General features: G+C 62.3%; 24 protein-coding genes. 9 read left to right on the plus strand and 15 right to left on the minus strand.

Annotated elements, in window-relative coordinates; genetic code table 11:
* Positions 1 to 4: 4 nt before the first annotated feature.
* Complete coding sequence (locus C8K58_RS14115; RefSeq protein WP_027606886.1) at positions 5 to 1,729, minus strand: tetratricopeptide repeat protein; 1,725 nt, start codon at positions 1,727 to 1,729, stop codon at positions 5 to 7.
* A 182-nt stretch (positions 1,730 to 1,911) separates the two neighbouring features.
* Between C8K58_RS14115 and hemA the strand changes: the two genes are divergently transcribed.
* The 6 genes from hemA (at position 1,912) to C8K58_RS14145 (ending at position 7,266) form a co-directional block, all read left to right on the plus strand.
* Entirely contained in the window at positions 1,912 to 3,198 is a 1,287-nt protein-coding gene (gene hemA / locus C8K58_RS14120; protein WP_027606885.1) for a glutamyl-tRNA reductase, read from the plus strand.
* Entirely contained in the window at positions 3,195 to 4,277 is a 1,083-nt protein-coding gene (prfA, locus tag C8K58_RS14125; protein ID WP_108573859.1) for a peptide chain release factor 1, read from the plus strand. The genes hemA and prfA overlap by 4 nt, the downstream gene beginning before the upstream one ends.
* Positions 4,278 to 5,108 (plus strand): peptide chain release factor N(5)-glutamine methyltransferase, encoded by an 831-nt coding sequence (prmC, locus tag C8K58_RS14130; RefSeq protein WP_027606883.1) that lies wholly within the window; start codon positions 4,278 to 4,280, stop codon positions 5,106 to 5,108.
* Positions 5,102 to 5,857, plus strand: coding sequence for a molybdopterin-synthase adenylyltransferase MoeB (locus tag C8K58_RS14135; RefSeq protein ID WP_027606882.1), 756 nt, complete (start codon positions 5,102 to 5,104; stop codon positions 5,855 to 5,857). The genes prmC and C8K58_RS14135 overlap by 7 nt, the downstream gene beginning before the upstream one ends.
* Positions 5,850 to 6,644 carry a glutamate racemase gene (gene murI / locus C8K58_RS14140; RefSeq protein ID WP_027606881.1) on the plus strand — a complete coding sequence of 265 codons (795 nt, stop codon included), beginning with the start codon at positions 5,850 to 5,852 and terminating at the stop codon, positions 6,642 to 6,644. The genes C8K58_RS14135 and murI overlap by 8 nt, the downstream gene beginning before the upstream one ends.
* A 103-nt stretch (positions 6,645 to 6,747) precedes the next feature.
* Positions 6,748 to 7,266, plus strand: a complete 519-nt coding sequence (locus tag C8K58_RS14145; protein WP_027606880.1) for an acyloxyacyl hydrolase — start codon at positions 6,748 to 6,750, stop codon at positions 7,264 to 7,266.
* Between the two features lie 74 nt (positions 7,267 to 7,340).
* On the opposite strand, the gene C8K58_RS14150 is transcribed toward C8K58_RS14145, so the two are convergent.
* The 12 genes from C8K58_RS14150 to C8K58_RS14205 all read right to left on the minus strand — a co-directional run bounded on the left by C8K58_RS14150 (position 7,341) and on the right by C8K58_RS14205 (position 17,338).
* The gene (locus tag C8K58_RS14150) at positions 7,341 to 7,646 is read right to left on the minus strand and encodes a YkgJ family cysteine cluster protein (RefSeq protein WP_016977069.1); all 306 of its coding nucleotides are present in this window, start codon (positions 7,644 to 7,646) and stop codon (positions 7,341 to 7,343) included.
* A 54-nt stretch (positions 7,647 to 7,700) separates the two neighbouring features.
* Positions 7,701 to 8,180, minus strand: coding sequence for a DUF2878 domain-containing protein (locus tag C8K58_RS14155; RefSeq protein WP_108573860.1), 480 nt, complete (start codon positions 8,178 to 8,180; stop codon positions 7,701 to 7,703).
* On the minus strand, positions 8,173 to 9,444 hold the full coding sequence (locus tag C8K58_RS14160) for a cyclopropane-fatty-acyl-phospholipid synthase family protein (RefSeq protein WP_108573861.1): 1,272 nt from the start codon (positions 9,442 to 9,444) through the stop codon (positions 8,173 to 8,175). Before C8K58_RS14160 ends, C8K58_RS14155 begins: the two co-directional genes overlap by 8 nt.
* Positions 9,431 to 10,240, minus strand: a complete 810-nt coding sequence (locus C8K58_RS14165) for a DUF1365 domain-containing protein (RefSeq protein ID WP_108573862.1) — start codon at positions 10,238 to 10,240, stop codon at positions 9,431 to 9,433. Before C8K58_RS14165 ends, C8K58_RS14160 begins: the two co-directional genes overlap by 14 nt.
* Complete coding sequence (locus C8K58_RS14170; RefSeq protein ID WP_108573863.1) at positions 10,237 to 11,484, minus strand: NAD(P)/FAD-dependent oxidoreductase; 1,248 nt, start codon at positions 11,482 to 11,484, stop codon at positions 10,237 to 10,239. Before C8K58_RS14170 ends, C8K58_RS14165 begins: the two co-directional genes overlap by 4 nt.
* Positions 11,481 to 12,263: an SDR family oxidoreductase gene (locus C8K58_RS14175; RefSeq protein WP_027606874.1), complete on the minus strand. Its 783-nt coding sequence runs from the start codon at positions 12,261 to 12,263 to the stop codon at positions 11,481 to 11,483. The genes C8K58_RS14170 and C8K58_RS14175 overlap by 4 nt, the downstream gene beginning before the upstream one ends.
* Entirely contained in the window at positions 12,260 to 12,682 is a 423-nt protein-coding gene (locus tag C8K58_RS14180; RefSeq protein ID WP_027606873.1) for a nuclear transport factor 2 family protein, read from the minus strand. Before C8K58_RS14180 ends, C8K58_RS14175 begins: the two co-directional genes overlap by 4 nt.
* Positions 12,675 to 14,117, minus strand: a complete 1,443-nt coding sequence (phrB, locus tag C8K58_RS14185; RefSeq protein ID WP_108573864.1) for a deoxyribodipyrimidine photo-lyase — start codon at positions 14,115 to 14,117, stop codon at positions 12,675 to 12,677. Before phrB ends, C8K58_RS14180 begins: the two co-directional genes overlap by 8 nt.
* Positions 14,118 to 15,047: a MerR family transcriptional regulator gene (locus tag C8K58_RS14190; RefSeq protein ID WP_108573865.1), complete on the minus strand. Its 930-nt coding sequence runs from the start codon at positions 15,045 to 15,047 to the stop codon at positions 14,118 to 14,120.
* Positions 15,048 to 15,062: 15 nt separating this feature from the next.
* The gene (locus tag C8K58_RS14195) at positions 15,063 to 16,028 is read right to left on the minus strand and encodes a DUF523 and DUF1722 domain-containing protein (RefSeq protein ID WP_065924059.1); all 966 of its coding nucleotides are present in this window, start codon (positions 16,026 to 16,028) and stop codon (positions 15,063 to 15,065) included.
* A gap of 111 nt (positions 16,029 to 16,139) precedes the next feature.
* Positions 16,140 to 16,355 carry a TIGR02450 family Trp-rich protein gene (locus C8K58_RS14200; RefSeq protein WP_065924060.1) on the minus strand — a complete coding sequence of 72 codons (216 nt, stop codon included), beginning with the start codon at positions 16,353 to 16,355 and terminating at the stop codon, positions 16,140 to 16,142.
* Positions 16,352 to 17,338, minus strand: a complete 987-nt coding sequence (locus C8K58_RS14205; RefSeq protein ID WP_027606868.1) for an NAD(P)/FAD-dependent oxidoreductase — start codon at positions 17,336 to 17,338, stop codon at positions 16,352 to 16,354. The genes C8K58_RS14200 and C8K58_RS14205 overlap by 4 nt, the downstream gene beginning before the upstream one ends.
* Positions 17,339 to 17,550: 212 nt before the next feature.
* Between C8K58_RS14205 and C8K58_RS14210 the strand changes: the two genes are divergently transcribed.
* Both C8K58_RS14210 and hemH read left to right on the plus strand, forming a co-directional pair.
* A complete protein-coding gene (locus tag C8K58_RS14210; RefSeq protein ID WP_027606867.1) occupies positions 17,551 to 18,450 on the plus strand; it encodes a TIGR01777 family oxidoreductase in 900 nt (299 codons plus the stop codon).
* A 15-nt stretch (positions 18,451 to 18,465) separates the two neighbouring features.
* The gene (gene hemH, locus C8K58_RS14215; protein ID WP_108573866.1) at positions 18,466 to 19,491 is read left to right on the plus strand and encodes a ferrochelatase; all 1,026 of its coding nucleotides are present in this window, start codon (positions 18,466 to 18,468) and stop codon (positions 19,489 to 19,491) included.
* A gap of 51 nt (positions 19,492 to 19,542) precedes the next feature.
* Here the strand turns inward: hemH and C8K58_RS14220 are convergent, their stop codons facing one another.
* Both C8K58_RS14220 and algW read right to left on the minus strand, forming a co-directional pair.
* Complete coding sequence (locus C8K58_RS14220; protein ID WP_108573867.1) at positions 19,543 to 21,639, minus strand: TonB-dependent siderophore receptor; 2,097 nt, start codon at positions 21,637 to 21,639, stop codon at positions 19,543 to 19,545.
* A gap of 112 nt (positions 21,640 to 21,751) precedes the next feature.
* On the minus strand, positions 21,752 to 22,906 hold the full coding sequence (gene algW / locus C8K58_RS14225) for a Do family serine endopeptidase AlgW (RefSeq protein WP_027606864.1): 1,155 nt from the start codon (positions 22,904 to 22,906) through the stop codon (positions 21,752 to 21,754).
* Positions 22,907 to 23,008: 102 nt separating this feature from the next.
* Here algW and C8K58_RS14230 point away from each other — a divergent pair, with 102 nt between their 5' ends.
* On the plus strand, positions 23,009 to 23,767 hold the full coding sequence (locus C8K58_RS14230; RefSeq protein ID WP_108573868.1) for a Nif3-like dinuclear metal center hexameric protein: 759 nt from the start codon (positions 23,009 to 23,011) through the stop codon (positions 23,765 to 23,767).
* The last annotated feature ends 127 nt before the right edge of the window (positions 23,768 to 23,894 follow it).

The raw sequence follows: 23,894 nt of genomic DNA on the forward strand, positions 1-23,894 counted from the left end.
AAGCTTAAAGGGTCTCGGATCCGGTCAGGCGCTTGATGGTGCCGCGCAGGATGGGGCTTTCGGGTTGTTCCTTGAGGAATTTTTCCCAGATTTGGCGGGCTTCGCGCTGCTTGCCATTGGCCCACAGCACCTCGCCCAGGTGTGCAGCGACTTCCTGGTCGGGGAAGCGCTCCAGGGCCTGGCGCAGCAAGCGTTCGGCTTCGTCGAGGTTACCCAGGCGATAGTTCACCCAGCCCAGGCTGTCGAGTACGGCCGGGTCTTCCGGGTTGAGCTTGTGCGCCTGCTCGATCAACGCCTTGGCTTCGTCGTAACGCGTGGTGCGGTCGGACAAGGTGTAGCCCAGGGCATTCAGGGCCATGGCGTTGTCCGGGTCGCGCTTGATGATCAGGCGCAGGTCTTTTTCCATCTGCGCCAGGTCATTGCGTTTTTCCGCCTGCATGGCACGGGTGTACAGCAGGTTCAAATCGTCGGGGAATTGCAGCAAGGCCTGTTGCAGCACCTTCCAGGCGCGCTCGCCCTGATTATTGGCTGACAAGGTCTCGGCCTGGATCAGGTAAAGCTGGATCCCGTAGTCCGGTTCGGCATCCCGTGCAGCGGCCAGGCGTTTTTCTGCCTCATCGGTACGCCCGTTGCTCATCAGGATGTCGGCCTGGCGCAGTTGGGCCGGCAGGTAGTCGTTGCCTGGGCCGACCTGTGCGTATTCGAGCAGGGCGGCCTGCGGGTCGCTGCGCTCTTCAGCGATGCGACCCAGGTTCAGGTGCGCCGAGTCGACATGACTTTCGCGCTCGATCAGCTCTTCCAGATACCCCTTGGCCTCGTCCCAGGCCTTGGCTTCCAGGCACACCAGCGCCAGGGAGTAACGCAGTTCATCGTCATCCGGGTATTGCTGGAGCAGGTTGGCGAACTGCACTTTGGCGTCCTCCATGCGGTCCTGCTCCACCAGCGTGCGTGCGTAAGTCAGGCGCAGGCGCTTGTCGTCCGGGTATTTCTTGATGCTTTTTTCCAGCAGTGGAATCGCTTCCTTGCCGCGGTTGAGGTTCTGCAGCAGGCGCGCGCGCAGCAGAATCGGCGCGATCTCGCCGTCTTCCGGCGGGTTCTGTTCCAGCAGCTTCAATGCGGCTTCGGCTTCATCATCCTGTTGCAGCAGCAGGGCCTTGCCGAACACCAGTTGACTGTTCTTCGGGTGTTTTTGCAGCAGGCGGTCGAAACTCTTCATCAGGCCATTGCGGGTGTCCTGGTCGGTGTCGGCAGCCGACAGCGCGAGGAAGTCGAAATGGGTGTCGCCCTTGCCTTGCAGGACTTTCTCCATATAGACCATGGAGTCGTCATAGCGCCCGGCCCGCGCCAATTGAATGGCGGCTGCCCGTTGGGCTTCCAGATCGTCCGGCGCGTTCTTTGCCCAGATCAACGAAGTATCCAGCGCGGCCTGATCGGCCCCGAGGTACTCGGCAATGCGGAACGCCCGCTCGGAAATTCCCGGATCCTGGGTGTTGATGGCCTGGGTCACGTAGTTATCCAGCGCAATATCGAAGCGATTGCGCTGGCCGGCCAGTTCCGCACTGAGCAGGCTGAACACCGTTTCTTCACTGAACGAGGAATAAACCTTGGGCTTTTCAGGGGCGGGTGTGCTGTCTTCCACCGGCGGTGTACCGTCCGGCGACACGGGTGCCATGGCCTGGCAGCCGCTGAGGAAGACAAAAGCAAGGAGCAACGCGGAAGATCTATTCATATAGGAAGAGGACGACTAACCTGCGGTCGGATCATCATGACACAAGCCTTCGGCCAAACATAACCGAGTCTCAGTTGATGCCTTTATAGACACAAGGCATTAGGACAATAGACGACGGTGGTTGTTCTGAATCTTTCGAAGTAGGACAATTGTCGGCTTCCCGACATCATCAGCGATATTGAATGGCCTTCCTCGCACTCGGTATTAACCACAAGACTGCTTCCGTAGACGTGCGCGAGCGCGTGGCGTTTACGCCAGAGCAGTTGGTTGAGGCCTTGCAGCAGCTCTGCCGTCTCACCGACAGCCGCGAAGCTGCGATCCTTTCGACCTGCAATCGCAGTGAGCTTTATATAGAGCAGGAACATCTCTCGGCGGATGTGGTACTGCGCTGGCTGGCCGATTATCACCATTTGAGCCTCGACGACCTGCGCGCGAGCGCCTATGTGCACGAAGACGATGCGGCAGTTCGTCACATGATGCGCGTGGCATCCGGTCTCGATTCGCTGGTGTTGGGCGAGCCGCAGATCCTGGGCCAGATGAAATCCGCCTATGCCGTGGCGCGCGAGGCCGGTACCGTCGGTCCGCTGCTGGGGCGTCTGTTCCAGGCCACCTTCAATTCCGCCAAGCAGGTGCGCACCGACACCGCCATCGGTGAAAACCCGGTGTCCGTGGCGTTTGCCGCCGTCAGCCTGGCCAAGCAGATCTTCAGCGACCTGCAGCGCAGCCAGGCGCTGTTGATCGGCGCCGGTGAGACCATCACCCTGGTTGCCCGCCACCTGCATGACCTGGGCGTAAAGCGCATCGTGGTCGCCAACCGTACCCTGGAGCGCGCCAGCATTCTCGCCGAGCAGTTCGGCGCCCATGCGGTGCTGCTGTCGGACATCCCGGCCGAACTGGTGCGCAGCGATATCGTCATCAGCTCCACCGCCAGCCAGCTACCGATCCTCGGCAAGGGCGCGGTGGAAAGCGCGCTGAAACTGCGCAAGCACAAGCCGATCTTCATGGTGGACATTGCCGTTCCCCGGGATATCGAGCCCGAAGTCGGCGAGTTGGACGACGTTTACCTCTATAGCGTCGACGATCTCCATGAAGTGGTCGCCGAAAACCTCAAGAGTCGCCAGGGCGCTGCCCAGGCGGCTGAAGAGATGGTCAGCGTCGGTGCCGAAGAGTTCATGGTGCGCCTGCGTGAGCTGGCGGCGGTGGACGTGCTCAAGGCGTATCGTCAGCAGGGCGAACGCCTGCGTGATGAAGAGTTGATCAAGGCCCAGCGCCTGCTCGCCAACGGCAGCAGCGCCGAGGAGGTGCTGATGCAACTGGCCCGCGGCCTGACCAACAAGTTGCTGCATGCGCCCAGCGTACAATTAAAAAAACTGACTGCCGAAGGCCGCCTCGATGCGCTGGCCATGGCCCAGGAACTCTTTGCCCTCGGTGAGGGCGCGCCCAGCTCTTCGGATAAAAAATCGCAATGAAAGCGTCACTGCTCAATAAACTGGACGTGCTCCAGGACCGTTTCGAAGAACTGACCGCCTTGCTCGGCGACGGCGAAGTCATTTCCGATCAAACCAAGTTCCGCGCCTATTCCAAGGAATACGCCGAAGTTGAGCCCATTGTGGCCACGTACAAGAATCTCACCAAAGTGCAGGCCGACCTTGAAGGCGCCCAGGCGCTGCTCAAGGACAGCGACCCGGAAATGCGTGAAATGGCCGTGGAAGAAGTCCGCGAGGCCAAGGAAAAGTTGGCCGAGCTGGAAGGTGACCTGCAGCGCATGCTGCTGCCCAAGGACCCCAACGACGGGCGCAATGTGTTTCTTGAAATCCGTGCCGGCACCGGCGGTGATGAAGCGGCGATTTTCTCCGGCGACCTGTTCCGCATGTATTCGCGTTATGCCGAGCGTCGCGGTTGGCGGGTCGAGATCCTGTCCGAGAACGAAGGTGAGCACGGCGGCTATAAAGAAGTCATCGCGCGGGTCGAAGGCGACAATGTCTATGGCAAGCTGAAGTTCGAGTCCGGTGCCCACCGTGTGCAGCGGGTTCCCGCAACGGAATCCCAAGGTCGCATCCACACCTCGGCCTGCACCGTGGCCGTGTTGCCCGAGCCGGACGAGCAGGAAGCCATCGAGATCAACCCGGCCGACCTTCGGGTCGATACCTACCGCTCGTCGGGCGCCGGTGGCCAGCACGTCAACAAGACGGACTCGGCGATTCGTATCACCCACTTGCCGTCGGGCATCGTGGTGGAGTGCCAGGAAGAACGTTCCCAGCATAAGAACCGTGCACGGGCCATGTCCTGGCTCTCGGCCAAGCTCAATGACCAGCAGACCAGCGCCGCCGCCAACGCGATTGCCAGCGAGCGCAAATTGCTGGTGGGCTCGGGCGACCGCTCCGAGCGCATCCGTACCTACAACTTTGCCCAGGGCCGGGTCACCGACCACCGGGTCAACCTCACCCTTTATTCCCTGGACGAGATTCTCGCCGGTGGCGTGGATGCGGTGATCGAGCCACTGCTCGCCGAATACCAGGCCGATCAGCTGGCGGCGATAGGTGAATAAATGACCATTATCGCCAGCCTGTTGCGCGCCGCCGACCTGCCCGACTCGCCCACGGCGCGCCTGGATGCCGAGTTATTGCTGGCGGCGGCCTTGGGCAAGTCCCGCAGCTACCTGCACACCTGGCCGGAAAAAATCGTCAGCAGCGAACACGCCCTGGCGTTTGCCGGCTACCTGCAACGCCGCCGCGCCGGCGAGCCGGTCGCCTATATCCTCGGTCAGCAAGGTTTCTGGAAGCTGGACCTGGAGGTCGCGCCCCACACGCTGATCCCGCGTCCGGACACCGAGCTGCTGGTGGAAGCGGCCCTGGAATTGTTACCGGCCACACCGGTCAAGGTCCTCGACCTCGGTACTGGCAGCGGCGCCATCGCCCTGGCCCTTGCCAGCGAGCGTCCGGCCTGGCACGTCACGGCCGTCGATCGCGTGCTGGAAGCCGTGGCGCTGGCCGAGCGCAATCGCCAGCGCCTGCACCTCCATAACGCCACGGTGATCAACAGTCATTGGTTCAGCGCCCTGGCAGGCCACGCCTACGACCTGATCATCAGCAACCCGCCCTACATCGCCGCCAACGATCCGCACCTGGTGGCGGGCGATGTGCGTTTCGAGCCGGCCAGCGCCTTGGTGGCGGGCCATGATGGCCTGGATGACCTGCGGTTGATCATCGCCCAGGCCCCGGCCCACCTGAACGCGGCGGGTTGGCTGCTGCTGGAGCACGGTTACGACCAGGCTGGCGCGGTGCGCGACCTGTTGCTGAGCCAAGGCTTCGAGCAGGTGCACAGCCGCATCGACCTTGGCGGTCACGAACGCATCTCCCTGGGACGCCGGCCGTGCTGACCGATCAGGAGCTGTTGCGCTACAGCCGACAGATTCTGTTGCAGCATGTCGACATCGACGGCCAATTGCGCCTGAAAAACGGCCGCGCGTTGATCGTCGGCCTCGGTGGCCTGGGTGCCCCGGTGGCGATGTACCTGGCCGCCGCGGGTGTCGGTGAGTTGCACCTGGCGGATTTCGACACCGTCGACCTCACCAACCTGCAACGCCAGATCATCCATGACACCGACAGCGTCGGGCAGGCCAAGGTCCATTCGGCCATGCGCCGCCTGAGTGCCCTCAACCCCGAAATCACTTTGGTCGCCCATCCCATCGCGCTGGATGCCGATACCTTGGCGGCGGCGGTGGCGGGTGTGGACGTAGTGCTCGATTGCAGCGACAACTTCTCCACCCGCGAGGCCGTCAATGCTGCCTGTGTGGCGGCGGCCAGGCCATTGATCAGCGGCGCGGCGATCCGGCTTGAAGGGCAACTGTCGGTGTTCGATCCACGTCGTGCCGAAAGCCCGTGCTATCACTGTTTATACGGGCATGGCAGCGACACTGAACTGACCTGCAGCGAAGCGGGTGTGGTCGGCCCACTGGTGGGCCTGGTCGGTAGCCTGCAAGCCCTGGAGGCCTTGAAGTTGCTGGCGGGTTTCGGCGAGCCGTTGGTGGGCCGCTTGCTGCTGATCGATGCGTTGACCACGCGTTTTCGCGAACTGCGGGTCAAGCGTGATCCCGCTTGCAGTGTCTGCGGGACACAACATGGGTAAGGACGCGCCAATCGGTGTGTTCGATTCCGGCGTCGGCGGCTTGTCGGTGCTGGCTGAGATTCAGCAATTGCTGCCCCATGAGTCCCTGTTGTACGTGGCCGATTGCGGGCATATCCCCTACGGCGAGAAAACCCCGGCGTTCATTCTTGAGCGTTCCCGGTCTGTCGCCGAATTTTTCCGCGAGCAGGGCGCCAAGGCTTTTGTGATCGCCTGCAACACCGCAACCGTGGCGGCCGTCGCGGATTTGCGCCAGGACTACCCCGATTGGCCCCTGGTGGGCATGGAGCCCGCGGTCAAACCCGCCGCGGCGGCCACGCGCAGTGGCGTGGTCGGGGTGCTCGCCACCACCGGCACCCTGCAAAGCGCCAAGTTCGCCGCGTTGCTCGATCGGTTTGCCACCGATGTGCGGGTGATCACCCAGCCGTGCCCGGGCCTGGTGGAGCTGATTGAAACCGGTGATCTGGACAGCCCGGCCCTGCGTCAGTTGTTGCAGGGCTATATCGACCCGCTGCTCAGCGCCGGCTGCGACACCATCATCCTCGGCTGTACCCACTATCCCTTCCTCAAGCCGCTGCTGGCGCAGATGCTGCCCGCCAGCATCATCCTCATCGACACCGGCGCTGCTGTCGCGCGACAGCTCAAGCGTTTGCTGGGTGAACGCGAACTGCTGGCCCTCGGCGATCCTGAGCCTGCACAGTTCTGGACCAGTGGTGATGTGTATCACCTAAGAAATATCCTACCGACACTATGGAAACATTCTGCAGTTGTGCGAAGCTTCGGGTCGTGAAAATTTCGTGAAATGTCGCTGAACTTCTGAGTGTGCGTCAGCTTCTATAGCGAGATGGCCTGTAAAAATTCATACAAACTTTGTTTTCAAAGGACTGTTTCTTATGAAGCGCTTGTTCTGTTTGGCCGCGATTGCGGCCGTAGTGGTGGGACACTCTGTTTCGGCCCAGGCTGCAGGCCTGGAGTTTGGGGTGGGCAGTACCAGCGATTCGACGTTGACCTATCGGCTGGGCCTGACCTCGGATTGGGATAAAAGCTGGATGCAGAGCGACGTCGGTCGCCTGACCGGCTATTGGAGCGGCGCCTATACCTATTGGGAGGGTGATGACCGTGCAGGTGCCAGCAGCCTGTCGTTCTCGCCGGTATTTGTGTATGAGTTTGCCGGGCAGTCGGTCAAGCCCTACATCGAAGCCGGGATTGGCGTGGCGGTGTTCTCGCGTACCAAGCTGGAAGACAACAACATCGGCCAGGCTTTCCAGTTCGAAGACCGCCTGGGCTTTGGCCTGCGCTTCACCGGTGGGCATGAAGTCGGCATTCGCGCCACGCACTACTCCAATGCCGGGATCAGCAGCAATAACGATGGTGTAGAAAGCTACTCGCTGCACTACACCATGCCGCTGTAATTCCCAGGAACGCTGCAAGACAGTGTGGGAGGGGGCAAGCCCCCTCCCACATTAAGGTCCTCACTGGCCTGAGATCAGCGGTAGGCCGTGGCGATGCCTTCGCGTTCGGTCAGGCACTCCGGTGCACCCATCTCGAACTCCCGGCAAATCAACGGCCGACGTTCGTAAATCGTGCACATCATCGTGTCCCGATCCAGCGCCGCGCACCAGCCGTCATCCAGGCGCAGCATCACTTCACCGCCCCAATCGTCAGTGTCGATATAGCGCTCCGGCACGCCGGTGTCGGTGATCAGCATCACTTCCAGCTGGCAGCAGCAGGCCGCGCAGGTCGAGCAGGTGACGGCGGGTTCGGTGATCTGGGTGTGGGGGATGTTGGTCATAGGCGCGCAGTGTAAGGCAAGCGGATGCTATGCGTGTGAATGCTCTGACAGACGTCAGCGCGCCAGCCGGTGCAGTCCGACGAACACCGCCGCCCAAAGCAGCGCCAGCCCCGCCATGGTGGATAGCAGTGGGTAGCCAAAATGCACGCCCGCCAACTGGCTCCCGGCGTAATACGAAAACGGCCCCCCGATCGCCCCCAATGCGGCCGCACGCCACCAGGGCCGTGCACTCCAGGCCAGGCAATGGCGCAGGGTGGTGGCCAGCTCCGCCCACAGCAGGATCAGCCAAAAGGGAATCAGCGGTCCGGGCTCGCTGAAGTGAAACACCCCCAGGTTGCGCAGCAATGTATCCAGTACCGTGCCCAGCAGCGTCACGCGGATAATCAGCGCGCCGTCGGTGGCCCACGAACTTATCCACAGCAGGTGGATTGCCAGCACCGCCAGCCCCATCAGCAACCAAGGGCTATCGCCACCGAGTACGCAGGCAAACCACCCGCACTGGAACAGCACGGCATTGGCCAGTGGTTTAAGCACTGAAGCGCCCGAGCAACGGAGGGTTGATGGCCGACGGTTTGGCCAACAGCAATTGCGCCGTGCCAATGGTGCGCTCCATAAAGCCGCCCTCGCAGTAGCACAGGTAAAACTCCCACAGTCGCAGGAAATATTCGTCGTAGCCCAACTCCGTCAGGCGGCCGTGGGCGTGGCGAAAGTTCTCGTGCCACAGGCGCAGGGTTCGCGCGTAGTGCAGGCCGAAGTCCTCCATGTGCAACAGGTTCATGTCGGTGTCGCGGCTGACGATATGCAGCATGTTCTGCACACTGGGCAAGGCGCCGCCGGGGAAGATATAGCGCTGGATAAAGTCGACGCTGTTCTTCGCCTGCTCAAAGCGTTGCTCACGGATGGTGATGGCTTGCAGCAACATCAGGCCATCACGCTTGAGCAGGTGCGCGCACTGCTTGAAGTAGGTCGGCAGGAAACGATGGCCCACCGCTTCGATCATTTCGATGGACACCAGCTTGTCGTACTCGCCGGTCAGGTCGCGGTAGTCCTGCAGCAATAACGTGACCTGGTCTTGCAGGCCCAAGGCGGCGATGCGTTTTTCGGTGTAGGCGAACTGCTCTTTGGACAAGGTCGTGGTGGTGACTTTGCAGCCGTACTGCTGCGCCGCATACAGCGCCATGCTGCCCCAGCCGGTGCCGATTTCCAGCAGATGATCGGTGGGCTTGAGCGCGAGCTTCTGGCAGATGCGTTGCAGTTTGTTCCGTTGCGCCTGTTCCAGGCTGTCGTCGGGCGTCAGGAACTGCGCGGCCGAATACATCATGGTCGGGTCGAGGAATTCTTCGAACAGCTCATTGCCGAGGTCGTAGTGGGCGGCGATGTTTTTCTGCGAGCCCTTGCGCGTGTTGCGGTTGAGCCAGTGCAGGCCTTGGGTGAACGGCCGTGCCAATCTGGCCAGGCCACCCTCCATTGCATCGAGCACATCCAGGTTACTCACCATCACCCGCACCACCGCCGTCAGGTCCGGGCTGGTCCAATAGCCGTGGATAAAGGCCTCGCCCGCACCGATGGAACCGTTGGCCGCCACCAGCCCCCAGACCGCCGAATCGACAATCTGGATTTCCCCCAGCAGGTGCGCTTCCCGTGCGCCGAATACCTGGCGCTCGCCGTCCTCGATCACCACCAACTGGCCATGGCGCAGTTGGCTGAGTTGGCGCAGCACGCCCTTGCGCAGCAGCGCACCGGTCATGCCGTTGACGTTCAGGCGGTGGGTCTTGACCGATAAGCTAGGGGATTTCATGGCGGCGATCCTTGGTGTACCCGACAGCTGTGCGAGAGGCGCCGTCGGCGGCCTGATGGGAAAAAATCGGTGTGCGCTTGAGCAACAGGCGCAGGGCCTGCCAATAAATGGCCAGGCAGGTCTTGGCGGTCATCCACGGAAAGCGCCACATGTAACGGTGCAGGCTGGCGCGGTTCAGCGTTTCCCTGTGCAGGCTCAAGGTGGCGTCGAAGACTTTCACCTCGCCCTGCCAATCGGCCATGTGCACGCCGAGCCTGGTGGCGGGCGGGCTGAAGCTCATGCGGTATTCCAGGTCGCGCGGCAAAAACGGCGACACGTGAAACGCCTTGGCCACGGCGAAGTGCTGGTGTTCATCCGCGCCGAGGGCCTGGGCCGGCAGCACGTAGTGATAGCGCTCGCGCCATGGGGTGTTGGTCACTTCGCACAGGATCGCGGCCAGTTGCCCATCGGCCTCGAAGCAGTAGAAGAAACTCACCGGGTTAAAAGCCAGGCCCCAACTGCGGGCCTGGGTCAGCAGGCAGATAACGCCCAGGGGTGTATGCCCCAGGGCCTTGCCGACTTCCTGGCGCACGGCATCGGTCAAACTCATGCCGTGGCGCGTGAATTCACGCAGGTAGTCCTGCTCGCGAAAGCCGAAGGGCGCCAGGCGACTTGCACCGGCCAGGGGCGACAGCCCGAGCACTTCGTCTTGTTCGCTGAGGTCCAGATACAGCAGGCCGATGCGGTAGCGAAAGGCATGAGCCTTGGGGGCAAACCGCCGATGGGCGATCCAGCCGCTGTACAGGGCGCTGTTCACAGGCTTTCCCCGAAGGCTTCGGCTACGCGCAGGGCGCTGACGACGCCGTCTTCATGGAAGCCGTTGGCCCAATAGGCGCCGCAGTACCAGGTATGGCGGGTGCCGTTCAGTTCTTCCCAGCGTGCTTGTGCGGCCACGGCGGCCAGGCTGTATTGCGGGTGGGCGTAGGTATAGCGCGCGAGGATCTTCAGCGGGTTGATCATCGAGGTCTGGTTGAGGCTGACGCAAAAGGTGGTGGCGCTGTCGATGCCTTGCAGGATGTTCATGTCATAGGTGACAGCGGCCTGGGTCTGCGTGTCGCCGCTCAGCCGGTAGTTCCAGCTGGCCCAGGCCAGTTTGCGCTCGGGCAGCAGGCGCGTGTCGGTGTGCAGCACCACGTCATTGTCGGCGTAGGGCAGGGCGCCGAGGATCTCCTGCTCGGCCTGGCTTGGGTCGCCGAGCAGGGCCAGTGCCTGGTCGCTGTGGCAGGCGAACACCACCTTGTCGAAGGCTTCGGTGCCGGCGGCGCTGTAAATGATTACGCCCTCTGCGTCACGCTCGACCAGATGCACCGGGCAGTCGAGGCGGATCTGCTCGCGAAAGCTGCGGGTCAACGGTTCGATATAACGGCTGGAGCCACCTTCGATCACGCACCACTGCGGCCGATTGTTCACCGAGAGCAAACCGTGGTTCTTGAAGAAACGCACAAAGAACTGCAACGGGAAATCCAGCATGTCCGCCAGGGACATCGACCAGATCGCCGCGCCCATCGGTACGATGTAATGCCGGATAAACCGTGGCCCGTAGCCCCCGGCTTCGAGGTAGTCACCCAAGGTCATCTCGGCGCTGATGCGCTGCTCTTGCAGGTCCAGCGGCGCCTGGCGATTGAAGCGCAGGATGTCACGCAGCATGCCCCAGAAGCCCGGCGAGAGGATATTGCGGCGCTGGGCAAACAGGCTGTTGAGGTTGTTGCCGTTGTACTCGAAGCCGCTGCCCTGATCGCACACCGAAAAGCTCATCTCGGTGGGTTTGAAGGTCACGCCGATCTGCCCCAGCAAGCGGATGAAGTTGGGGTAGGTCCAGTCGTTGAACACGATGAAGCCGGTGTCCACGGCATAGGGTTTGCCCTCGACGGTGACGTTGACCGTGTGGGTGTGCCCGCCGATACGGTCGCCGGCCTCGAACAGGGTGATGTCGTGGCGGCGGCTGAGCAGGTAGGCACTGGTCAGCCCGGCGATGCCGCTGCCGATAATGGCGATCTTCACAGGTCGTCCTTTTTCGGTGGCGGGCTGCGCAACATGCGTTTGCCGATGATCAATTGCGCGCGGTTCGGCAGTTTCGACAGCGGCCACAGCGTGGCGATAAACAGTGCGGGGAAGGCGATCTCCAGCGGGCGTTTTTCCAGCTTGGCGAAGATATGCCGCGCGGCCTTGTCGGCTGGCCAGCTCAGGGGCATCGGGAAGTCATTGCGCTCGGTGAGTGGGGTGTCGACGAAGCCCGGGCTGATCACCGTGACATCAATGTTTTCGGTCGACAGGCTGATGCGCAGGGATTCGAACAGGTAGCGCAGCCCGGCCTTGGACGCGCCATACGCTTCGGCCCGTGGCATCGGCAGGTAGGTTACGGCGCTGGCGACGCCCACCAGGTGTGGCGTGCGCCCGGCGCGCAACAACGGCAGCGCCGCTTCAATGCAGTAACTGCTGGCCAGCAGGTTGGTGCGCACCACGTGTTCGATAATCGAGGCATCGAATTGCCTGGCGTCGACATATTCACAGGTGCCGGCGTTGAGGATGACGGTGTCGACCGAACCCCAGGTCGCGCCGATGTGTTCACCGATCTCGCGCACGGTCTGACTGTTGGTCAGGTCGCCGGCCACCACCAGCACTTGGCCGGGGTAACGTTGGGCGAGTGCTTCCAGCGGGCCTTTGGTGCGTGAACTGAGGGCCACGTGGGCGCCGCTGTTGAGCAGCTCCACGGCCAGCGCAGCACCGATGCCACTGCTGGCACCGGTCAGCCAATAACGACGGGGCGGCAGTGCGTTCATCCCACTCTCCTTTTCAACCAACTGACGACCCCACCCAACACGGGAAGGTGTTCGTACAACAGGGCGCCGGCGTCGAAGTAATCGCGGTGGCGGTACACCTTGTCACGCCACATCAAATGCGAGCAGCCCTCCACGCGGATGACCTTGCCTTTGCCCAGGCGCGGGTGGCAGAAACTCATGTTCCAGCGCAGGTAACCTTCGCCTTCGGCCACCTGGTCGAAACCATGGAAGTCGAAGCGCAGCTGGCTGACGTTGCTGTACAACTCGGCGAAATACGTGTGCAGCGCGGTCAGTCCATGGACTTCATGCAGTGGGTCAGTGAACGCGATGTCCTGGCTGTAGAGGCTGTCGAGCAGCTGCAGATTGTGCTTGTCCAGCGAGGCAAAGGCCTGGGCGAAGCGGCGCAGGAAGTCACTCATGTTCGGCGACCTCCTGGCGTGAAGGCAGGTTGCGAAAGGCCGCCAGGGCGCGTTCGCGGGATTTTTTCAGGTCGACAATCGCGCGCGGGTAATCCGCCACGCCAAACAGGCCGCCGAGCGCTTGCGGGTTGTGCACTTCCTTCTTGTTCAGCGTGGCCAGCTCCGGCAGCCAGCGCTTGATAAACACGCCGTCGCCGTCGAATTTTTCCGACTGGCTCAGCGGGCTGAAAATCCGGAAATACGGCGCCGAATCGGTGCCGGTGGATGAACTCCATTGCCAGCCGCCGTTGTTGGCGGCGAGGTCACCGTCGATCAGGTGGCGCATGAAGAAGCGCTCGCCTTCGCGCCAGTCGATCAACAGGTTCTTGGTCAGGAACATCGCCACTACCATGCGCAGGCGGTTATGCATCCAGCCGGTTTCCAGCAACTGGCGCATCGCGGCATCGATGATCGGCAGGCCGGTGCGCGCCTGTTGCCAGGCGGCGAGGTCCTCGGGCGCATCGCGCCAGGCCAGGGCTTCGGTCTCGGGACGGAAAGCGCGGTGACGGGAGACCCGCGGGTAGCCGACCAGAATGTGCTTGTAGAACTCACGCCATAGCAGTTCGTTGATCCAGGTGATGGCGCCGATGTCGCCGCTTTCGAACTCGCCCTGGTTGGTTTGCAGGGCGGCGTGCAGGCATTGGCGCGGCGAAACCACACCGGCGGCCAGGTAGGCGGAGAGCTGGCTGGTGCCGGGCTTGGCCGGAAAGTCCCGTTCGTCTTTGTAGTAGCTGATCTGCTGGTCGGCAAAGGCGTCGAGGCGGCGGCGGGCTTCGTCTTCGCCGGCGGGCCAGAGGGCGCGCAAGGTGTCGCTGGGCGGTTCGAAGCCGTCGACCTGTTCGGGAATCGGATCGCTCTTGAGCGTGAGCGCGGCTTGGGCCTTGGGCGTTGCGACCCGACGCGGCAGGGCGCTGTGCAGGCGCGCGTAGCAGACCTTGCGGAACTGGCTGAACACCTGGAAGTAGGTGCCGGTCTTGGTCAGCACGCTGCCCGGTTGGAAAAGCAGTTGGTCCAGGTAGCTGTGGAACGTCACGCCGACGGCCTCCAGGGCCTTGGCAACGGCGGCATCGCGACGGCTTTCATGGATGCCGTATTCCTCGTTGACGTGCACCGACTCTACGGCCAGTTCCCGGCACAGTTGACTCAACACGGCGGGAACCTGATCCCAGTCAGCGGCATGGCGGATCAGCAAGGGAATGTTCAGGGCGCCCAGGGCCTGGCTCAAGTGCTGCAGGTTGCGCAGCCAGAAATCCACTTTGCAGGGGGCATCGTCATGGGCCAGCCATTGCTCGGGCGTGACCAGGTACACGGCCGCCACCGGGCCTCGCTGGCAGGCCGCGGCCAGGGCGGTGTTGTCGTGAAGGCGCAAGTCGGTGCGCAGCCAGATCAAGTGCATTTAGATAAGTCCACGCTGGATCAGGAGCTGATGGGCCGACAACGGGTCTTCGGCCACGAACAATTGCGCAATGTCTTGGGTTAATACGGACAGCTCGGTCTGGTGGATGCAGACCGTGGGTCCGACGAGCAGTTTTGCGCAATTGACGCCAGCCAGCAGCTTGCTCAGTGCCGGCAATTGCAGGGCCTTGCTCGAATACAGGAGCACGGCGCGCGGTTGCAGGTGTTCCACCGCCAGGGCCAGCTCGCCGGTGGGCAACGGCCAGTCGAAGACTTCCACCGGGCAATCGGCGCTGCTGGCCAGCCAGGCGCTGAGCCACAGGTGCGGCTCCAGGGGCAGGTCGGAGTGGTTGACCAGCAGCAGCGGCGCGCCGTGCAACTGCCGGTTGTTGTGGTAGATGCGTGCACCGAACTTGCTGCGCAGCCAGGACAGGAAAAACACCCGCTCCATCTGTGCGCCAAACTGGCCTTGCCAGCGCTGTTCCAGCTCCTGCAGCAACGGCAGCAGCAATTGCTCGCACAGGGTGCGCGGCGGGTACAGCGCCATCGCCTGGTTAAACACATCGTCCACCCGGCGTTCGGCCAGTTCGCTGACGGCCTGTACCAGGTTCTGGCGCAAGGCGTGCCACTCGTTCTCGACGGCATCGGGAAGGGCCTGGGCGGAATCGATCAGGCCTTTGACCTGGCTGACCGGCACGCCGCGATTGAGCCAGGTGAGGATGGTGTGGATGCGTTGGACATGGTCGGCATTGAACAGCCGATGGCCCTTGGGGGTGCGCTGGGGCACGATCAGGCCATAACGGCGTTCCCAGGCGCGCAGGGTCACGGCGTTGACGCCGGTCTGGCGCGCCACTTCACGAATCGGCAGCCAGCCGTCTTCGAGGGCTTGGGCGATGTCTGCGCCGGGTTCGTCTTGCAAGATAGCGGTCATGACGCTTTTCATGGTTTAGATCGCATTACGCAGGCTGAGATTTTCCGGGTGCGGCTGCAAGTAGGCCTGCTGCGCGATGTAGCGGTCCGGGTGTTGGCGAAAGTGATGCTTGAGCAGGGTCAACGGCACCACCAGCGGCACGATGCCCTGGTGATACTGGCTGATGACCGTCTGCATTTCCTGTTTGTCATCGGCGCTGATGGCCTGCTTGAGGTAGCCGCTGATGTGTTGCAGCACGTTGGTGTGGGTGCCGCGGGTGGCGCACTTTTTCAGACCGGTCATCAAGTCGCTGAAATAGCAGGCGGCCACCTCGTCGAGGTTGACGTCCCTGGCCATGCTGCCGAGGCGGTGGCCAAGGCTCTTGTAGTGCATCAGGCTGTGGGCCATCAGCAAATACTTGTAGCGCGCGTGAAACGCCAGCAGGCGGTGGCGGGTCAGGCCCTCGGCCAGCAGTTGCTGCCAACTGGCGTAGACGAAGACGCGGGTCAGGAAGTTTTCCCGCAGTACCGGGTCATTCAGGCGGCCGTCTTCTTCCACAGGCAGGTTCGGGTGGCGCGCGCAGAACGCCTGGGCGTAGATGCCACGCCCGCCACCCTCCACCGGCGCTCCGTTTTCACGGTAGACCTTGACGCGTTCCAGGCCGCAGGACGGCGACTTCTGCATGAAGATGTAGCCGCACAGGTCAGTGTGTTCGGCGGCCATTTTGCGGCCGTATGCGTCCAGCGGCGCGGTGACATTCAGCTCGTGGTGTACGGTGCCGACGGCCTGGGGCTGTTCGGCATCGCCCACCAGGCGAATGGTTTCACGGGGGATACCCAGGCCGATCGCCACTTCCGGGCACAGCGGCACAAAGTCGAAGTACTCGGCGAGGACCTCGCTGCATAGCTGGGACTGCTTGTGACCGCCATTGAAACGCACGTTCTCGCCCAGCAGGCAGGCGCTGATGCCAATCTTCGGCTTGATGGACGGTGTGCTGGGCATGGCCAAACCTCTGCAAGATTCCTGTACAAGATCTGAAATCTGTACAACTAAATCTCATCATAGGTTTGATGCTGTACAAGTCAAATACTTTGTACAAGTATTTGCGCGGGGCTATTTCCAGCCGATTTGCCAAGCCTCGGCATTTTGCAGGGTTTGCCAGGCCAGGCGCTCAGCGCGCAGGGTCATCACGGCTTGCAACTCGATTTCCAGCACTGTGCCGTCCTCGTCACGAAACAGTTCGGTGACCAGGAAGTGTTTTTCCTTGTTGCGGGGCCGGGCTGCCGTCCACTTCGACAGCAGCAATTTGGCCGGGTTGATGCGGTTCATTGCAGGTGCTCGATCAACCGTCGCGCGGCTTCCTGGCCACTGAGCCACGCCCCTTCCACGCGCCCCGAGAGGCACCAGTCGCCACACACGTACAGGCCCAGGTCGGCGTCGGCCAGCACCCCGAACTCATGGGCGGCTGATGGCCGTGCGTAGAGCCAGCGGTGGGCCAGGCTGAAGGACGGTGCGGGCATGGCGCTGTGCAGCAATTCGGCGAAGGCGCCGTGCAGGTGTTCGATCACCGCGTCCTTGGACAGGTCCAGGTGGGCCTTGCTCCAGGTGCTGGTGGCATGCAGCACCCAGGTGTCGAGGGTCGTATCGCGCCCGGGCTTGCTGCGGTTGCGCGCCAGCCAGTCCAGCGGGCTGTCTTGCACGAAGCAGCCTTCCATGGGGGTATCCAGGGGCTTGTCGAAGGCCAGGGCAATGGCCCAGGTCGGGTCCATCTTCACGCCGGCGGCGGCACTCGCCAATTTGGGCGCTGCCGCCAGCAGGGCCGTGGCCTGGGGCGCAGGCGTGGCGATGATCACATGGCTGAACGGGCCGTGGTTTTCGCCGTCGGCATCCAGCAGGTTCCAGTGTTGCTTGCCTTGGAACACTTCGGTGATCCGGCAACCGAACTCCACCGGCAGGTCATCGAGCAGGGCGCGGGTAATGGCGCTCATGCGCGGCGTGCCGACCCAGCGGATCTGTTCATCGGGGGAGGGCGTGAGTTGGCCGGACTTGAAGTTGTACAGCTGGGGCTTCCACTGCTCGGCCCAGCCGTTGCTTTGCCAGCGCTGCACTTCGTTGACGAAGCGTCGGTCGCGGGCGGTGAAGTATTGGGCGCCCATGTCCAATGCGCCGGCGTCGCTGCGCTTGCTGGACATGCGGCCGCCGCTGCCGCGGCTTTTATCGAAGAGTTGTACAACGTGCCCGGCGTCTTGTAACGCTCGGGCGGCGGAGAGACCGGCGATGCCGGTGCCGATGATCGCGATGGGGACAGTCATGGGAGGCCTCGTTTTACCGTTGGGTACAGGCTACGCCGACACCAATAGCTGTACAATATTATTTTTTGGTATAAGTTTTGGCGTACCTGATCGCTTGGCGTGACCTATGGTTAAGCATGAGGCTTAAACAAAAGTCACGCTCGATTACAAATTGATCCCTGCTTATAAAATAGACTAGTGATCGGCGGCGAACGTTACATGAGGAGCGTCCCATGCATATTTTGCTGACCGGCGGTACCGGCCTGATCGGTCGCCAACTCTGCCAACACTGGATTGCCCAAGGTCATCGCCTGACGGTGTGGAGCCGCCATCCTGAAGACGTCGCCCGGTTATGCGGTGCAACGGTGCTCGGGGTGGCTCGTCTGGAGGAGGTGATTGGCGCGGTGGACGCGGTGGTCAACCTGGCAGGCGCGCCGATAGCTGACCGTCCCTGGACCCACAAACGCAAGGCGCTGCTCTGGAGCAGCCGCATCGGCTTGACCGAAACCCTGCTGGCCTGGCTCGAAAGCCAGGCGCAGAAGCCGGCGGTGCTGGTTTCCGGTTCGGCGGTGGGCTGGTACGGCGACGGCGGCGAGCGCGAACTGACCGAGGCGAGTGGGCCGGTACAGGACGATTTCCCCAGCCAACTGTGCATCGCCTGGGAAGAAACCGCCCAACGTGCCGAAGCGATGGGCATCCGCGTGGTGCTGGTGCGCACCGGCCTGGTACTGGCGGCCGAGGGCGGCTTTTTGTCGCGCCTGTTGCTGCCGTTCAAACTCGGGCTGGGCGGGCCTATCGGCAACGGGCGGCAGTGGATGCCGTGGGTGCATATCAAGGATCAAATCGCCTTGATTGATTTTCTTCTGCACAAGGATGACGCCAGCGGTCCTTATAATGCCTGCGCGCCGCACCCGGTGCGTAACCGCGAGTTCGCCAGGACATTGGGCCAGGCGCTGCACCGCCCGGCGTTCATGCCGATGCCGGCCTTTGTGTTGAAGGTGGGTTTGGGCGAGTTGTCCGGCTTGTTGCTGGGCGGCCAGAAAGCATTGCCCGAACGCCTGCTGGCGGCCGGTTTCACTTTTCAGTTCACTGAGTTGCGTGCGGCCTTGGACGACGTTTCCAGCCGCCGCTAAGAGATAGGATGTTGCATGACGGATCACGCGTTGTTACTGGTCAACCTGGGTTCACCGGCGTCCACTTCGGTGGCCGATGTGCGCAGCTACCTCAATCAGTTCCTGATGGACCCTTATGTCATCGATCTGCCGTGGCCGGTGCGGCGCTTGCTGGTGTCGCTGATCCTGATCAAGCGCCCCGAGCAATCGGCCCATGCCTACGCCTCGATCTGGTGGGACGAGGGCTCGCCGCTGGTGGTGCTCAGCCGTCGCCTGCAACAGCAGATGACCGCGCAGTGGACCCAGGGGCCAGTGGAGTTGGCGATGCGTTATGGCGAGCCTTCCCTGGAAACGACGCTCACGCGGTTGGCCGCCCAAGGTATTCAAAAAGTCACCTTGGCGCCCTTGTACCCGCAATTTGCCGACAGCACCGTGACCACAGTGATTGAAGAAGCCAAGCGGGTAGTGCGTGACAAAAAGCTCAACGTACAGTTCTCGATCCTGCAGCCATTCTACGATCAGGCGGAATACCTCGACGCGTTGGCAGCCAGCGCCCGACCTTATATAGACGCGCATTACGACCACTTGCTGCTGAGCTTCCACGGCTTGCCCGAGCGCCATCTGAAAAAGCTCGACCCGACCGGCCAGCATTGCTTCAAGGATGCGGACTGCTGCAGGAACGCCTCGCCTGAGGTGCTCGCGACCTGCTACCGCGCGCAATGCTTCAGCGTTGCCCGCGACGTCGCCGCGCGCCTGGGTTTGCCTGACGACAAATGGTCGGTGGCGTTCCAGTCGCGCCTGGGCCGTGCGAAGTGGATCGAACCCTACACCGAGGCACGCCTGGAAGCGCTGGCCCGGCAAGGGGTGAAAAAGCTGCTGGTGATGTGCCCCGCGTTTGTTGCCGACTGCATCGAGACCCTGGAAGAGATCGGTGATCGTGGTCGGGAGCAATTCCGCGAGGCGGGCGGTGAGGAGTTGGTGCTGGTGCCGTGTTTGAATGACGATCCGCAGTGGGCGGCAGCGCTCAATACCTTGTGTGAAAGAGCCCCGCTTTCGCTGTAATCACGTCATCCAAATGTGAGGGGCTTAACCCCTCTCACGTTTTTGATTGTGTTACAGGTTGAGGGTCAGGCTGACGGTGAGATTGCGCGGCTCGCCGGGATTGACCCAGTAATTGCTGTAGGACCGCTCGTAGTACTTTTCATCGAACAAGTTGTTGAGGTTCAGGCCCACGGTGACGCTCTGCGTGGCCTTGTAATGGGCCAGCAAATCGACGGTGTGGTAGGCGGGCAGTTCAAAGCGGCTGCCCGCTTCACCCGAGCGATCCCCTACATAGGTGAACGCCGCGCCCAGGTCTGAACCGCGCAGCGCGCCGTCCTGGAATTCATACACCCCCAACAGGCTGCCACTGTGCTTGGCTACGCCGAGGATGCGGCTGCCCGCAGGAATGGCTTTATCACCCTTGGTCACTTCGGCGTCGATGTAGGCAAAGGCGCCGATCACGCGTACCGCATCAGTCAGTTGTCCTGTCAGTTGCAGGTCGAAGCCCTGGCTGCGTGCCTTGCCCATGGCGCGGTTGGTATTGGTGGCCGGGTCCAGGGCCAGCACGTTTTCCTTTTCGATATGGAAGGCGGCGAGGGTGGCGCTGAGGCGGTCGTCGAACAGCTCGCTCTTGATCCCCACCTCATAGCCCACGCCTTCTTCGGGCTTGAAGGTCTTACCGCTGGCGTCCAGGCCGCTGTTGGGCTTGAACGAGGTGGAAGCGTTGGCGAATACGCCGACCTCTGGCGTCAGTTGATACAGCAGACCGGCGCGCTGGGTAAGTGCGTCGTGGGTTTGCCGACTCTTGGCGTGGTTGCGGGTGAAGTCGTCGGTGCTTTGTTCGAAATGCTCGAAGCGAGCGCCGACCATGCCGCGCAAGCGGTCGGTGAAGATGATCTGGTCTTGCAGGTTCAGTGCCTGGCTTTTGGTCTGTTCGAAGAAGTCGGTGCCGGAGCGTGCGCCATTGGGTTTGGGCTGGCCGTAGACCGGGTTGTAGAGGTCGATGGCGTAGGGGCTGCCGGCAATGGCGGTGACGCGCTCCTTCTTGCGGTAGTCCTCGTATTCGGTGCCGACCAGCAATTCATGCTGCCAACTGCCAAGGTCGAACAGACCGCGCAGTTCCAGTTGGGTGATGCTGTCGTGCCAACCCATGGAACGTTCGCGGTAACGGCGGTTGAGGGTGTGGCCGTCGGCGTTCAGCGCGCGGTTTTCCGAGGCGTCGCCCCACAGGCTGCCTTGCTTGTAGTGGCTGGCCAGGCGCAGTTTCCAGGCGTCGTTGAGATGATGCTCGAGGGTCGCCTGGATGCGGTTGTTGTGGTTGTCGATATCGCCGTCGTTGGGTTCGCCGAGGAAGGTGGAGCGTGATACGCCTGGGGCATCGACGATGCCCCGGTCGAAGGTGGAGCTGTGGCGTACGAATTCGCTTTTTACCAGCAGGTGGGTGTCCGGGTCCAGCTGCCAGCTGAATGAGGGCGCGACGAATACGCGCTTGCTCTCGACGTGATCGCGGAAACTGTTGTTGTCTTCCACTGCCAGGTTGACCCGCGACAGCAGGTCGCCCTCGCTGTCCAGCGGCGTATTGATATCGACGGCAGTGCGATAACGGTCCCAACTGCCCGCGCTGGTTTGCACGGTGGTGAAGGCTTCGGGCTGGGGTTTTTTGGTGACGATATTCACCGTGCCACCGGGATCACCGCGGCCATACAGGCTGGCTGCGGGGCCCTTGAGCACTTCGATGCGTTCGATATTGGCCGCGTCCGGTGTGCTCGGGTACCCGCGGTTGGCGCTGAAACCGTCCTGGTAGAACTCCGAGGTGGTGAAGCCGCGCACGCTGTATTCGTAGAGCGTGAGGCCGCCAAAGTTGTTCTGCTTGGACACCCCGCCGGCAAACTCCAGGGCGCGTTCCACGTTAGTGCTGCCCAGGTCCGTGAGTACCGAGGCGGGAATCACGCTGATGGACTGTGGGATGTCGCGCAGGGCGGTGTCGGTTTTAGTCGCGCTGGCAGAGCGGGTGGCACGGTAGCCTTTGACCGGGCCGGTGGCGGATTCATAGGCGTCGGTAGTGACGCTGATGGTATCCAGCTCAACGGTGTTTTCTTCGGCAAACGCGGGATCCAGCAGCAGACCCAAGGCCAGGCCAGCCAGGGGGGCAAACTTTCGAGACGGCATGATAGAGCGTTCCAATAGCGATATTGAAACAATATAACATGTCTAATGAGAATGCTTTTGCTTTGAAATATATGCTTACAGGTACCCGCGAACGGGTACCTGTGGAGGCGGTTTATTCCTCTTCTTTGACCGGCGCAGGCGGTGGGCGCAGGCCGATTTCCGCCAGCAGCTTGATCTCTTTACCGTTGCGCATAACCTGGATCGCCACCTTGTCGGTCGGCTTGATCCGCGCGACCTGGTTCATCGACTTGCGCCCATCACCGGCCGGTTCGCCGTTGATGCTGAGGATCACATCCCCCAGCTGCAGGCCGGCTTTCTGCGCCGGGCCATCGCGGAAAATCCCGGCAACCACGATGCCTGGGCGCCCGGTCAGGCCAAACGACTCGGCCAGCTCCTTGGTCAGCGGCTGTACTTCGATCCCCAGCCAGCCGCGAATCACCTGGCCGTGCTCGATGATCGACTTCATCACTTCCATCGCCAGCTTCACCGGGATCGCAAAGCCGATGCCCTGGGAACCGCCGGACTTGGAGAAAATCGCCGTGTTGATGCCGGTCAGGTTGCCATTGGCATCCACCAGTGCGCCGCCGGAGTTGCCCGGGTTGATCGCCGCGTCGGTCTGGATGAAATCCTCGTAGCTGTTCAGCCCCAGCTGGTTTCGCCCGGTGGCGCTGATGATGCCCATGGTCACCGTCTGGCCCACTCCGAACGGGTTGCCGATAGCCAGTGCCACATCACCCACCCGCAGCCCATCGGAGCGGCCGAGGGTGATGGACGGCAGGCTTTTCAGATCGATCTTCAGGACCGCGAGGTCGGTTTCCGGGTCGCTGCCAACCACGCGGGCCAGGGTTTCACGGCCGTCACGCAGGGCCACCACAATCTGGTCGGCGCCGGTGGTCACGTGGTTATTGGTGAGGATGTAGCCTTCGGGGCTCATGATCACCCCGGAACCCAGACTGGACTCCATGCGGCGCTGCTTGGGCCCGTTGTCACCGAAATAACGGCGGAACTGCGGGTCTTCAAACAACGGATGGGCCGGCTTGTTGATGACCTTGGTGGTGTACAGGTTGACCACCGCAGGAGCGGCGATGACCACCGCGTCCGCGTAAGTCACCGGGCCTTGCACCACCGAGCTGGTCTGGGGCGCCTGTTGCAGGTTGACATCAAGGCTGGGTAAGCCCACCCACTGGGGATAACGCTGAATAATCAGCATCGCGATCAGCACGCCAGCCAGCAATGGCCATCCAAAAAAACGCAGTGCCTTGAGCATCAAGTAAGTCCTGACAGGTTGCAGGGGGCGGGAGAGCGCCCATAATGTCGCGCATTATACGAGGCTGCGAGCGCCTCGGAACGGGATATTTAGGAGTCTTTTATGGCCGTCCCCCTTACCACCCTCGTCGAGGAAGCGGACCTCTACCTCGGCAGCGCAAAGATTGCCGATTACTGCCCCAATGGCCTGCAGGTCGAGGGGCGGCCGCAAGTGATGCGCATCGTCAGCGGCGTGACCGCCAGCCAGGCCCTGCTGGACGCGGCCGTCGAAGCCCAGGCCGATTTGATCCTGGTGCACCACGGTTATTTCTGGAAAGGCGAAAACCCCTGTATCACCGGCATGAAGCAACGCCGCCTGAAAACCCTGCTCAAACACGACATCAGCCTGCTGGCCTACCACCTGCCGCTGGACCTGCACCCCGACGTTGGCAATAACGTGCAACTCGCCCGCCAGTTGGATATCACCGTCGAAGGCCCACTGGACCCGAGCAACCCCAGGGTCGTCGGCCTGGTCGGCTCGCTCGCCGAACCGCTGTCGCCCCGCGACTTCGCCCGGCGTGTGCAGGACGTGATGGGCCGCGAGCCGCTGCTGATCGAAGGCAGCCAGATGATCCGCCGCGTCGGCTGGTGCACCGGTGGCGGCCAGGGTTACATCGACAACGCCATCGCCGCGGGCGTCGATCTGTTCCTGAGCGGCGAAGCTTCCGAGCAAACCTTCCACAGTGCCCGGGAAAACGACATCAGCTTTATCGCCGCCGGCCACCACGCCACCGAGCGTTATGGCGTACAGGCGCTGGGCGATTACCTGGCGCGGCGCTTCGCCCTGGAGCATCTGTTCATCGATTGCCCCAACCCGATTTGACTGCCAAACCTTGGGGCATATTGATATACCGTTTCGATCTAGCTGGCGCCCTGAATAGAAGAAGGTGCTGTGCTAGCATGCCCCGCTCGAACACGGCCCGCTGGCCGTCCATAAGATCGTTTTTCCG

This window comes from Pseudomonas sp. GV047, from assembly GCF_003058245.1.
Taxonomy (GTDB): Bacteria; Pseudomonadota; Gammaproteobacteria; order Pseudomonadales; family Pseudomonadaceae; genus Aquipseudomonas; species Aquipseudomonas marginalis.